A 12,948-nucleotide genomic window follows, 5' to 3' on the forward strand; every position below is an offset into this window, starting at 1 on the left:
TTTGTGATAAAATGTCATAGTGAACCGCACATAGTAAGGTTTTAAATAAAACAAAGTTAAATCTTTGTACCTACATTGGCGAATCCGTAAATAGAGGAGGTGTTTTTAATGTACGCAGTATTAACTACAGGAGGAAAACAATACAAAGTTAGCGAAGGAGACGTAATATACGTTGAAAAGCTAAATGTAGAAGTTGACTCAACAGTTGAATTAACAGACGTTTTAGCAGTATCAAACGGTGAAACTTTAAAAGTTGGTACACCAGTTGTTGAAGGTGCTAAAGTTGTGGCTAAAGTAGTTGCTCAAGGTAAGGCTAAGAAAGTAACAGTTTTCAAGTACAAGGCTAAGAAGGACTACAGAAGAAAGAACGGTCACAGACAACCTTACACTAAGTTAGTAATCGAAAAAATCGAAGCTTAATTTAAGTTATGATTAAAGTTACTATTTTACAAAAAGGTAATTTATCTCTTGGATTTAAGATATCAGGTCATGCTTTATCAAGAGAAGAAATTGAAAACACTATTGGTGATGCATATGATTTAATATGTAATTCAGTTTCTGTTTTATCTCAAAGTGCTGTAATAGGCATGGAGGAAGTTTTAAAGCTTCCAGTAAAGTATGAAATAAATGATGGATATTTATCTTTGAATTTGTCTGAGCTTAATGAAGATGAGATAGAAAAAGGGCAGGTTTTACTTAAGACTTTTGAAAAGTCTATGGAAAGCTTAATGATGTCCTTAGAAGCTAGTTTTGGTAAAAATAAACGGAATAAATATATAAATTTAAAAAATGAGGAGGTGTAACGAGATGATGATAATGAACCTTCAATTATTTGCCCACAAGAAAGGGGTAGGTAGCTCTAAGAACGGTAGAGACTCTGAAGCTAAGAGACTTGGTGTTAAAGCTGCTGACGGAGAATTCGTTTTAGCTGGAAACATACTAGTTAGACAAAGAGGAACTAAGATTCACCCAGGTGTTAACGTAGGTAAGGGTGGAGATGACACTCTATTTGCTAAAGAAGACGGAATCGTAAGATTTGAAAGAATGGGTAGAGACAAGAAAAAAGTTTCTATTTATCCTGTAGAAGTTCAAGAAATAGCAGAATAATTTATATAAATAAAAGCACCCAATGGGTGCTTTTATTAATATACGCAAATAATTAACAATTAATAATTAAAAGTTAAGAATTTAAGATGAAAAATCCTAAGGATTTTTAAATTTAAATTAATAAGTTTAATAGAAGTTTCATCAGTAATTATTAATTCTTATTTATTAATTATTAATTATAAAAATTAGTAAGTTATGGCATAATAAAAGATGAGTTATTATGTTTATAGATACTTAGGAGGTATAGACTATGTTTATAGATAGAGCCAAGATATTAGTTAAATCAGGTGCAGGCGGTAATGGAGCAGTTACTTTCAGAAGAGAAAAGTATGTTCCATTAGGAGGACCAGATGGTGGAGACGGTGGTAAAGGTGGAAGTGTTATCTTTACTGTTGATACTGGATTAACTACTCTTTTAGATTTCAAATATAAGAAAAAATTCGTTGCTGAATCTGGTGGTAATGGTCAAGGTTCAAAATGCTATGGTAAAGATGGAGAAGATCTATACATAAGAGTTCCAATGGGAACTATAGTTAGAGATTTTGAAACTAATAAGGTAATTTGTGACCTTTCTCATAAAGATGATACATTTGTTATTGCAAGAGGAGGTAAAGGTGGTAAAGGTAACTGTAAGTTCTGTACACCAACAAGACAGGCACCACACTTCGCTGAACCAGGTATGCCAGCAGAAGAAAGAACTTTAACTTTAGAATTAAAATTACTTGCTGACGTTGGATTAGTAGGATTCCCTAATGTAGGTAAGTCTACATTGCTTTCAACAGTAACTGCTGCAAAACCAAAGATAGCAAACTATCACTTTACTACACTAAAACCAAATCTTGGAGTTGTTAAAGCAGAAGGAATAAATTCATTTGTTATGGCAGATATCCCAGGAATTATAGAAGGGGCTGCTGAAGGTGTAGGATTAGGATTAGATTTCTTAAGACATATAGAAAGAACAAGACTTCTAATTCACGTTGTAGATATATCAGGAGTTGAAGGTAGAGATGCTTTTGAAGACTTCGTTAAGATAAATGAAGAACTTAAGAAATATTCTGTAAAGCTTTGGGATAGACCACAAATAGTTGTAGCTAATAAGGCTGATATGCTTTATGATGAAGAAGTTTTTGAAGACTTTAAGAGAAAAGTTAATGAATTAGGATTCGATAAAGTGTTTAAGATGTCTGCAGCAACTAAATCAGGGGTTGAAGAAGTTATAAAAGAAGCTGGTAAGATGTTAACAGAAATTCCAATAATGGATTTAGAAATACCAGAAGAAGAAAGATACGTAGAAGAAGAAAAGAGATTCACTTACGAAATTGAAATTGAAGAGAATGATGGATACAACACTTATGTTGTTACTGGATCATTCGTTGATAGATTATTAAGTGCAGTTAATATTCATGATGCTGACTCATTAAGATATTTCCACAAAGTATTAAGAAACAAAGGTGTTCTTGATAAGCTTAGAGAAATGGGAATTGAAGATGGAGATATGGTAAGATTAAACGACTTTGAATTTGAATACATCTTATAGGAGGATATTATTATATGATTACAGGAAAACAAAGAGCTTATTTAAGAGGGTTAGCTAATACTATGGACCCTATATTCCAAATAGGTAAAAATGGTATAGAAGAAGCATTTTTAAAGCAATTAGAAGATGCTTTAGAAGCTAGAGAACTTATAAAGATAAAAGTTTTAGAAAATAGTGGATTAGGTGCTAGAGAAGCTTCTGATGAAATATGCAGAAGAATAGGTTGTGAAGGAATTCAAGCTATAGGTAGTAAGATAGTATTATACAAAAAGTCAGAAAAGAAGCCTAAGATAGAAATACCACAAGGAAATAGAAAATAATTATGAAGCGCTATGGCATAATGGGTGGTACTTTTAATCCTATTCACTTAGCACATCTTTATATTGCATATGAGGCTAAAGAACAGCTAGATTTAGATACTATAATATTTATGCCAGCAGGTAATCCGCCACATAAAAGGAAAAATTCTATTATAGATTCATCATTTAGGCTTGATATGGTTAAGCTTGCCATAGAAGATTATAAAGATTTTATAGTTAGTGATTATGAAATTGAGAAGCAAGGGCTTAGTTTTACTTATGAAACTCTAAAAGCCTTAAAGAGTGATGATGTACAATTATATTTTATAGCTGGTGGAGATTCTCTAATGGATATTGAGAAATGGAGGAATCCAGACCAAGTACTACAAAATTGTAATTTTGTTGTTTTTAATAGGGGACAATTTTCAGTAGAAGAATTAGAACATCAAAAGAGAAAATTAGAAGAAAAGTATCAAGCAAATATTATCCTATTAAATGTAGCTAATATTGATATTTCATCTTCAATGATAAGAGAAAGACTGGAAGAAGGAAAGAGAGTAGATTTCTTTCTTCCAGATAAAGTTTTAAAATATATAGTTGATAATAGGTTATATGAGGGGGAATAAGAATGATTAGCATCTATGAGATGAATAAATACCTTAAAGAAAATCTTATTGAAAATAGATATAATCATACTGTTGGAGTAGTAAATACAGCTATAGAATTAGCAGAAATACATGGTGAAGATAAGTTTAAAGCTGAAATAGCAGCATTATCTCATGATATAGCTAAAAACATGAAAGTAACTGATTTAAAAAAGTTAATTGATGAAGAAGGTATAAGCTTAACTATTGACGAAGAAAGAAATATGGAGTTATGGCATGCTATAGTTGCTCCTATATTAGGAAAAAAAGTATTCAAAATAGAAGATGATGAAATATTAAGCGCTATGAGATGGCACACAACTGGGAAAGAAAATATGAGCAATTTAGATAAAATCATATATTTAGCAGATTTAATTGAACCATCAAGAAATTTTAATGGGCTAGATGAATTAAGAAAGGTAGCTAGAGAAGACTTGGATTTAGCTATGATAAAAGCATTAACTCATACTATTAAATTTTTACTTGATAGAGGTGTGGCAATAGACGGAAATACTTTTAAGGCTAGAAATTACTTATTATATAACAATGTAAAATTATAATTTTATATTACGAGGGGGTTATTATGGCGGGTAATGGTGATAAAAATAGACCTAATAAAGATCCGAGGCTTATAACTAGGAGTGCTAGAGAAGACTTTGAAAGAAAAAAAGAATTAAGAAAAAAAGCAAAAAGAAGAGCTAGAGTTAGGTTGACTATAGTTGTTCTTATTTTGCTATTATTAGTTTTAATTACAACAATGTTCTTTTCAGTAATATCATTTATTCTGGCTTTAAGAAAAAATGATTTACAAGAAGGGATAACTCCTAGAAAAAATGAACCTGTAAATATTCTTATATTAGGTATGGATATAGGAGATGCAGAGCAGGATGAAAATAAGGCCATAAGAAGAACAGATACGATGATGGTTCTTAATTATAATCCAAACACTAAAAAGATAAATATAGTATCTATTCCAAGAGATACTTTAATACAAGTGGATGCTTATGATGAATATGGAAACCTAAGGCCTTATTGGAAAATAAACAATGCTTATGTATTAGGTGGAGAAGAAGAAGTTATAAAGCATGTCGAATTACTTTTAGAAACCAATATAAACTATATGGTTGAAATAGATTATAATGCATTTAGAAGCTTTATAGATGCTATTGGTGGAGTAGATATGTATATAGAGCGGCAGATGGATTATGATGATGATGCTCAAGACTTGCATATTCACTTTAATGCAGGAGAAACTGTTCATTTAGATGGGAAAAAGGCAGAGGAATTCTTTAGATGGAGAAAAAATAATGATGGTACAGGATTTATTGATGGAGACTTAGGAAGAATAAGGAATCAACAAGCATTTATGAAGGAAGTTTTAAAAAAATGCTTAAGTCCAACTATTATATTTAAGTTACCTAAGATTTTAGATGTTGTTAAGGAAAATATAGATACAAATATGCCAGGAGATAAGATGATATCTTATGGATTAAAGTTCTTAACAAACTCAGGAATATCAATGAATACACTTCAAGGATATGATGAAATAATATATGATGAATCATTTTTAATTGTTGACCCAAGTATGAATAGAGAGCTTTTAGCATCTATTAAGTCAGGTGAAGTTTTAGAAGATGATAAATCCAGAGCTGACTATAACATACTAGTGCTTAATGGAACTAGAATAAATGGATTAGCAGGAAATGTTAAAACTGAAATGCAATATATAGGTTATTATTCTGTTGAAGTAGGAAATGCTGAAAAGAGATCTAAATCTATAATAATGTGTAATGATAAGACTTTAAAAGAGCAATTAAAAATTGATACTGGAATTGATAACTTCCAAAAAAATAATAGTGAAGAATACAGTAGCTATGATGCTGTAATAATTCTAGGAGAAGACTTTGATTCATTTTAAATAAATTTGGAGGTAATAATGAGTACTTTAGAGAGAGTTGTGCATAAAGAATTTGAGGGAATGAAGATAAGAGAGTTCCTTAAATTTCACATGGGATTATCTTCAAGACTTATAAGAGGTGCATCTATAGATAAAAGAATCTTTGTTAATGATGTTCCTGTAAAAATGAATTATGTACTAAAAGATAACGATAAAATACTTATAAATTTAGCTAAAAAGGAAAGTCAAAATATTGAACCTGAAAAGATAGATTTAGATATTGTATATGAGGATAAAGATATAATAGTTATAAATAAAAGACCGAATATGGTTGTTCATCCTACTAAAAGATATCAATCAGGTACCTTGGCTAATGGATTATTATATTATTTTAAGGAAACAGGCCAAGATTGTATTGTAAGACTTGTAAGCCGTCTTGATATGGATACATCAGGGCTTATAATAGTTGCTAAGAATCAATATGCACATATGGAATTATCAAAAGAGATGCAAGAGAATAATGTAGAAAAGAGATATTTAGCTGTTGTGCATGGTCATCTTGAAAAAGAAGAAGGTACTATAGATTTACCTATTTATAGACCAGAAGAAGAAGGGGCTATAAGAAGAGTTATAGATGAAAGAGGACAAAGAAGTATAACTCATTATAAGGTAGTTGAAAGATTAAAAGATGCTGACGTTGTTGAATGTTTATTAGAAACAGGAAGAACTCATCAGATAAGAGTGCATTTAAAGGCACTTGGTCATCCTATATACGGAGATACATTATACGGATATGAAGATGATGATAAATATATGAAAAGACAGGCATTACATGCTTATGGCTTAGATTTTAAATCACCAAGAACTAAAGAGGAACTTTCACTAAGAGCAAACTTGCCTGATGATATTGATAATTTATTAAAAGTTTTGAGATAAGAATTTTTAAATAGTATAGGTTTCTATAATATATGAAAAGTTTTTATAATCAAAAGCGAGATAATTATTATAAATTAAATATTTAATATACTACTCATAAAAAATGCCTTAGATAGACCAAATATCTATCTAAGGCATTTTTATTAATATATTTTTTATCTTTTATAATTTAAATATTTATATTAGATTAAATCTAAATAGTACTTATAATTTTAAATATCTAAGTTATATTTCTTTCTTATAAAATCTCTTCTTTTATTAAGTTTTCTTTTACGAATATATATATAGATACACAATGAAAGAATTAATATTAAAATTATAGATATTATTATTTTGTTTGAAGCATATTTGTTAATTGTATTTTCTATTTTAATCTTAGTTGTATATTCTCTATCTAAACCACTTAAAAGTTCTAAAGTGGTATATTTCTCTCCGTTAACAATAAGTGTTGCATCGAATAGTACATCGCCTTTTTTTATTGAACTTTCAGAGTAATCTTTATCTGCATAATTAAAAGCGGTTGTAATATCTTGTTCTTCATTAGCTGATAGAGTATAGTATATATCTTTATTAGTTAATAGCGGAATAGAAGTATTATCACTAATCTGATATTCACCAACAATATCTCCCTTATTAAATAGCTTAACTGAGTTAAAGTTATCAAATCCCCAATTAAATAATTGTCCAACGCTTGTATATTGAGTATCTTTATTATAAGCATTTAAGAATGAAGCTACTAATACCTCATCATCCTTAACTGCTGTAGCTACATATGTATGATTAGCTTCTGGTGTCCATCCAGTTTTACCACAATATAAATTTTCGTAATACCACTGAGACCAGTCTACGTAACAGTTATTTCTATTTGTAGCCCATTTTTCAGTACCATCTGAATATGGGTGATTAACATATTGATATGAAATAATTCTTGATATTCTATTAAAATCATCAAAATTTAATGCAAATCTCATAATCTTAGCCATATCGTTTGCAGTTGTAAGATGACCTTCTTCATGCAAACCACTTGGATTTTTAAATACAGAATTAGTGCATCCTAACTCTTTTGCTCTTTCAGTCATAAGTTTCCCAAATTCAGCATTTGAGCCAGAAACGAATTCAGCAAGAGCTTCAGCACAGTCATTAGCAGATTCTAATAACATAGCTATTAATAACTCTTCAATAGTATAAACTTCCCCTTCTCTTATACCGATTGCAGATCCGTCAACTAGAGGTGGATTTGTACCTATAGTAACTTTGTCATCTAAATTAGTATTTTCTAATACTACTATGGCAGTCATAACTTTAGTGATTGATGCAGGTTCATATTGAACATCGGCATTTTGAGAGTATAGTATTTCCCCTGATTTTCCATCCATTAAAACAACACCTTGTGCTTCTAAAAGTGGCACAGCATGTACATTTTCAATTGTAATATTTGTAAAAAACACAGTACAAATAAACAATAATAGTAGGAACTTTGTTAAAGTTTTTTTCATATAGTTCTCCCCACGTATCAATTATTTTACAGAATTATTTTAACAAAAATGAAAAATTTATTCTACAGTAAATTATGTTTTGCTATGTAAAAGTTTAAATTAGATAAATATGTTAATAATATTAGATATTATTTCTTTATAAGGAGAAATTAGTATATGGACAAATTTAAAGATAAAAAAGTAATTGCAACAATAATAGTATTAACAATTTTATTTATTTCATCAATTATTCTTTATGGTAAAAATAATAACAAAGTATTTTCGGATAAATATATGCAAAATATATTTGTTGATAGTGATGAACAAATTAGCGATAATTTAATAAGTAATATGGAAACTTTAGTGACTAATGAAGAAAAGTTAGATGTTCCAATGATATTTGTTGAAATTAAAGGAGAGGTATTAATCCCAGATGTTTATGAATTGCAAGAAGGAAGTATAGTTAAGGATTTAATAGAAAAAGCAGGTGGATTAACTGGTGAGGCTAATATAACAAATATAAATAGAGCTAAGAAACTTCAAAATCATGAACTTGTAATAATATCAAACATAAATGATGAAAATACTAATACGGTTTTCAATGAAGTTGTTATAGAATCAGATGGTTTAATAAATATTAATCTGGCAGATATAAATGAGCTAAAGAAAATCACAGGTATCGGAGATGTAAAAGCTCAAAGTATAATAGAATATAGAGAGAAGAATGGTGGATTTAAATCTGTTGATGAAATTAAAAATGTAGATGGAATAGGTGAAAAGACATTCGAGAAGATAAAAGAAAAGATAACTTTATAAAAATATTAAAAAATGATATAAAAATATCAAAATAAAAGTGAAATTACAGTGAAAATCGTAGGAAAACCTTTCAATAAGTCGTATAAAATGATATAATTAATTAAATTTAGGAAAAAATAATGTTAATATAAATAGAATATCGTAGGGGGTATTAATTGTGATAAAAAGAACAGTTGCTATAGGATTAAGCACAGTACTTATATTAGGAATGATAGGGTGTTCTAATAATAAAGAGAATGCTAATAATGATGTTACAAATATAAAAGTTGAAGCTAGAGAGGCACTTCCAGGAGAATGGTCACAAGACCTTACTAGAGAAGAAGTTGCTGAATTAAATAAAGAAATATTATCAAGAGTAGAAGAAACAGCTACTTTTTATGGATTAGATTATGAGATAACAGAAGAAGTAAAAGAAGATACAAATGGATTATCTATAAATGATAATCATATAAATATAGATATTGAAGATCCAGAACCAAACAGAATAGAAAGTATGTACTATGGATTTAAGCAATATGGTACAGATTTAGCATCTGGTGAACTTGTAATGAAAATTTCATCAATATTAGATAAAAAAGCTATTGAAGAAGAAGGAACATTTGACTTTGGAGCAACTTCTTTTTCTACGTTCTCTGAAGCATTTACAGGAGTGACTGGAAGAGATTATAGTGAGCTAAATCAACAAATCTACGACATGATAACAGGAAATAATAATGTAACTACAATAGAAAATAATTTAGATGGAGTAAGAGAGACAATATCAATAACTGATGATTTCTTATTATATACTTTACAAACTAAGGAGTATCAGTTTAAATAGGGGAATGATTTTTGTCTTATCTTAATATTGGAGGAGTAAGATTTGGAAAAAGATCAAGAAAATTTAGTTGAAAAAGAACTAGAGCAAATCCTAACTGAAGAAGAAGTTGAAAATGTTGCAAAAGAAGAAGTATATGAAGAGGTAGTAACAGTTGAAGGAAAGTTTTCACATTACTTTAAAGTTATTCTAGCAGGATGTTTAGACCAAATATTAGCAGTAGGAATAGCGTTGATTCTTTTCGTTGTATTTGATTTAATATTAGGAGTACTAGGTTATAAAATAGCTATGAGAGATGAAGTTTTTCTTATAGTATTTATAATTAGTAATGTATTATACTATCCAATATCACAAGAGATATTACAAGGAAAAACAGTAGGGAAAAAAATAGTATTGAGATAAGTTATTTTATAAGTCTTTGATTTATTACGAAGAACTTACACCACCGAAATTTATTAGGTGGTTTTTCCTTTGTTAAACAAAAAATAAATTTTTAGGAGTGTACTATGAGAAGAGGAAGCCAAGTAACAGTAAAGATTGATAATATTGAATTTCCATCAATGGGAGTTGGGGAACTAGAGGGGAAAAAGATTTATGTGAAAGGGGCTTTCCCTGGTCAAGTAATTAAGGGAACTATAAAGAAAAATAGAGAAAACTATGCTGAAGCAAAGCTTGTAGAAGTTTTAGAAAAAGCAGAATATGAAATACCAGCACCATGTCCACATTTTGGAGTTTGTGGTGGGTGTAGCTCACAAAATTTAACTTATGATAAACAATTAGATTTATTAAGCCATGAAATATGCGAGCTTTTTGATTCAAAGGATTTACCAATGGGAATGTACCTTGGAGTAAAAGGTAGCGAAAATCATTGGGAGTATAGAAATAAGATGGAATTTACCTTTGGAGATATGGAAAAAGGTGGAGAGCTTACTTTAGGTATGCATATGAAAGGTAAATCTTTCGGTGTATTAACAGTAGATCACTGTATGATAATTGATGAAGATTTCAGAAAAGTGCTTACAGCTACAGTAGAATATTTTAGAAAACAAAACCTACCATACTATAGAGTAATGAAGAGAGAAGGGTATTTAAGACATCTTGTAATTAGAAAAGCAACTAATACAGGTGAGCTAATGGTTAACTTAGTTACAACTACTCAAATAGATTTTGATTTAACAGAGTATACAGAATTACTTAAGTCTTTAGAATATAAGGGTGAATTAGTTTCTGTATTACATACTGAGAATAATTCATTATCTGATGCAGTTATACCAGAAAAGGTTAATGTGCTATTTGGAAGAGATTATATAGTAGAAAACTTATTAGGACTTAAGTTTAAGATATCTCCATTCTCATTCTTCCAAACTAACTCTAAAGGAGCAGAAAGCCTTTATAGCTTAGTAAGAGAATTTATGGGAGATGGAGAAAATAAAGTTGTATTTGACCTTTATTGTGGAACAGGAACTATAGGTCAAATAGCTGCACCAAATGCTAAAAAAGTTATAGGTCTTGAACTGATAGAAGAAGCTGTTGAAGCTGCAAAAGAAAATGCAAAGCTTAATGGACTTGATAACTGTGAATTTATAGCAGGAGATGTTGCGGAGACAATTAAAAAGGTTAAAGTAAAACCAGACATAATAATATTAGACCCACCAAGAAGCGGGGTTTCACCAAAGGCTTTAGATTACGTAATTAAGTTTAACGCACCAGAAATAATCTACGTTTCATGTAATCCAAAGACTATGGTTGAGAACTTAGATGTATTACTAGAACATGGCTATACTGTAGAAAAGAGTACAGTAAAAGATATGTTCCCAAATACACCACACGCTGAGACAGTAGTTAGGCTTACGAAGAGACATTAAATTCTTAATGAAATCGAACGATAGTGAAGATTGAGTTTAGAATTTAAGTCCGCATTTCGTAACGTAGTGGAGAAATACGTTCCATAAAAATATTAAGACTTTTACAACCGTCCATGTAAGGACTGTCCAAGAGGCATTGAACACTTAGTGAAGCGTTAGCTGAACTTAGTGAGAAAGCCCATCTTGTGGAGAGTAACGAAGTAAGATGTTCATACTAACAATAAGAACACTGATTGGAAACAGTCTACTGCTGAGACAGTAGTTAGGCTTACGAAGAGACATTAAATTCTTAATGAAATCGAACGATAGTGAAGATTGAGTTTAGAATTTAAGTCCGCATTTCGTAACGCAGCGGAGAAATACGTTCCATAAAAATATTAAGACTTTTACAACCGTCCATGCAAGACTGTCCAAGAGGCATTGAACACTTAGTGAAGCGTTAGCTGAACTTAGTGGGAAAGTCCATCTTGTGGAGAGTAGCGGAGCAAGATGTTCATAATAATAAGAAGAACACTGATTGGAAACAGTCTACTGCTGAGACAGTAGTTAGGCTTACGAAGAGACATTAAATTCTTAATGAAATCAAGCGATAGTGAAGATTGAATTTAGAATTTAAGTCCGCATTTCGTAACGTAGTGGAGAAATAGAGTGCTGAAAAAGCTTTGTTTTAAATAATTTGAGTATTTTAATGATTTTGGTTAAAAAATTATGTATCAAGGTACCCTGTAAAAAAATATCTAACAAGGGTACCTTGATAGTTTAGACTACAAAATAGATATCGTTTTTTTACACTATAGGATAAATCTTATATTAAAATTAGGAGAATTTTAAATAAGATTTATTAGCTTATTACAAGGGAAGGAGATTTATTTTTGGAGTTTAATGAAAAGCTACAACAGCTTAGAAAACAGAGAAATTTAACACAGGAACAACTTGCAGAGCAATTATATGTATCAAGAACAGCAGTTTCAAAATGGGAAAGTGGAAAAGGCTACCCAAATATTGAATCGCTAAAAAGTATATCTAAACTATTTTCAATTTCTATTGATGAATTGTTATCTGGGGAAGAATTAATCAATATTGCGGAAACAGAAAATAGTTCTAATATGGATAAGATTTACAATATACTTGGTGCAGTACTGGATTTGATGGCGATTGTATTTATTATTTTGCCTCTATATGGAAAACGAGTAGGAGATTATATCTATTCAGTTAACCTAATATCATTTACAGACTCTACACCGATAAATCTTGCAATCTATTGGATTATTTTTATTGCTTTGATTAGTATTGGTATTGCTAAACTTATATTCATCCGACTTGATAGAGAGTTATGGTGCAACTACATCACAAAATGTTCTGTAGTATTAGGAGTTGTGGCAACCTGCTTTTTTGCTATGGCAAGAGAACCATATGTGACAACATTTCTATTTTTGATTTTTATAACGAAAATATTTGTACTGTTTAAGCAGAGTAAAATAAAGTGAAAAAACAGCATAAACCTTTGAAAATAGGCTCTGACACGAAAAGTGTCAGGGCCTATTTTCTATTGTGA

Annotated in this window: 15 protein-coding genes; 14 read left to right on the forward strand and 1 reads right to left on the reverse strand. The window is 30.1% G+C overall.

The window, feature by feature from the left end:
• Nucleotides 1–108: 108 nt before the first annotated feature.
• From rplU to LQE93_RS07220, 9 genes are all read left to right on the forward strand, one after another.
• The gene (gene rplU, locus LQE93_RS07180; RefSeq protein WP_055265507.1) at nt 109–420 is read left to right on the forward strand and encodes a 50S ribosomal protein L21; all 312 of its coding nucleotides are present in this window, start codon (nt 109–111) and stop codon (nt 418–420) included.
• Nucleotides 421–428: 8 nt separating this feature from the next.
• Entirely contained in the window at nt 429–803 is a 375-nt protein-coding gene (locus LQE93_RS07185) for a ribosomal-processing cysteine protease Prp (protein WP_231072805.1), read from the forward strand.
• A gap of 4 nt (nt 804–807) precedes the next feature.
• Nucleotides 808–1,107, forward strand: coding sequence for a 50S ribosomal protein L27 (rpmA, locus tag LQE93_RS07190; RefSeq protein ID WP_055265503.1), 300 nt, complete (start codon nt 808–810; stop codon nt 1,105–1,107).
• 250 nt (nt 1,108–1,357) lie between these two features.
• The gene (gene obgE, locus LQE93_RS07195; protein WP_055265501.1) at nt 1,358–2,644 is read left to right on the forward strand and encodes a GTPase ObgE; all 1,287 of its coding nucleotides are present in this window, start codon (nt 1,358–1,360) and stop codon (nt 2,642–2,644) included.
• Nucleotides 2,645–2,658: 14 nt separating this feature from the next.
• On the forward strand, nt 2,659–2,964 hold the full coding sequence (gene yhbY, locus LQE93_RS07200) for a ribosome assembly RNA-binding protein YhbY (protein ID WP_055265499.1): 306 nt from the start codon (nt 2,659–2,661) through the stop codon (nt 2,962–2,964).
• Between the two features lie 2 nt (nt 2,965–2,966).
• The gene (nadD, locus tag LQE93_RS07205) at nt 2,967–3,569 is read left to right on the forward strand and encodes a nicotinate-nucleotide adenylyltransferase (protein WP_055265497.1); all 603 of its coding nucleotides are present in this window, start codon (nt 2,967–2,969) and stop codon (nt 3,567–3,569) included.
• 2 nt (nt 3,570–3,571) lie between these two features.
• On the forward strand, nt 3,572–4,147 hold the full coding sequence (gene yqeK, locus LQE93_RS07210; protein ID WP_231072806.1) for a bis(5'-nucleosyl)-tetraphosphatase (symmetrical) YqeK: 576 nt from the start codon (nt 3,572–3,574) through the stop codon (nt 4,145–4,147).
• 23 nt (nt 4,148–4,170) lie between these two features.
• Nucleotides 4,171–5,505, forward strand: coding sequence for an LCP family protein (locus tag LQE93_RS07215; protein WP_231072808.1), 1,335 nt, complete (start codon nt 4,171–4,173; stop codon nt 5,503–5,505).
• 18 nt (nt 5,506–5,523) lie between these two features.
• A complete protein-coding gene (locus tag LQE93_RS07220; protein WP_055265492.1) occupies nt 5,524–6,420 on the forward strand; it encodes an RluA family pseudouridine synthase in 897 nt (298 codons plus the stop codon).
• Between the two features lie 212 nt (nt 6,421–6,632).
• Here the strand turns inward: LQE93_RS07220 and LQE93_RS07225 are convergent, their stop codons facing one another.
• Entirely contained in the window at nt 6,633–7,916 is a 1,284-nt protein-coding gene (locus LQE93_RS07225; protein WP_231072810.1) for a D-alanyl-D-alanine carboxypeptidase family protein, read from the reverse strand.
• A 156-nt stretch (nt 7,917–8,072) separates the two neighbouring features.
• Here LQE93_RS07225 and LQE93_RS07230 point away from each other — a divergent pair, with 156 nt between their 5' ends.
• The 5 genes from LQE93_RS07230 (at nt 8,073) to LQE93_RS07250 (ending at nt 12,880) form a co-directional block, all read left to right on the forward strand.
• Nucleotides 8,073–8,711, forward strand: coding sequence for a helix-hairpin-helix domain-containing protein (locus tag LQE93_RS07230; RefSeq protein WP_231072812.1), 639 nt, complete (start codon nt 8,073–8,075; stop codon nt 8,709–8,711).
• A gap of 157 nt (nt 8,712–8,868) precedes the next feature.
• A complete protein-coding gene (locus tag LQE93_RS07235) occupies nt 8,869–9,531 on the forward strand; it encodes a hypothetical protein (RefSeq protein WP_186837867.1) in 663 nt (220 codons plus the stop codon).
• Nucleotides 9,532–9,573: 42 nt separating this feature from the next.
• Complete coding sequence (locus LQE93_RS07240) at nt 9,574–9,930, forward strand: hypothetical protein (protein WP_055265483.1); 357 nt, start codon at nt 9,574–9,576, stop codon at nt 9,928–9,930.
• Nucleotides 9,931–10,034: 104 nt separating this feature from the next.
• Complete coding sequence (gene rlmD / locus LQE93_RS07245; protein ID WP_055265481.1) at nt 10,035–11,393, forward strand: 23S rRNA (uracil(1939)-C(5))-methyltransferase RlmD; 1,359 nt, start codon at nt 10,035–10,037, stop codon at nt 11,391–11,393.
• An 872-nt stretch (nt 11,394–12,265) separates the two neighbouring features.
• Nucleotides 12,266–12,880, forward strand: a complete 615-nt coding sequence (locus tag LQE93_RS07250; protein ID WP_186837870.1) for a helix-turn-helix domain-containing protein — start codon at nt 12,266–12,268, stop codon at nt 12,878–12,880.
• Nucleotides 12,881–12,948: the final 68 nt, after the last annotated feature.

Origin of the sequence: Clostridium sp. NSJ-145 (genome assembly GCF_021044725.1) — a bacterium.
Lineage (GTDB): Bacteria > Bacillota > Clostridia > Clostridiales > Clostridiaceae > Clostridium > Clostridium disporicum_B.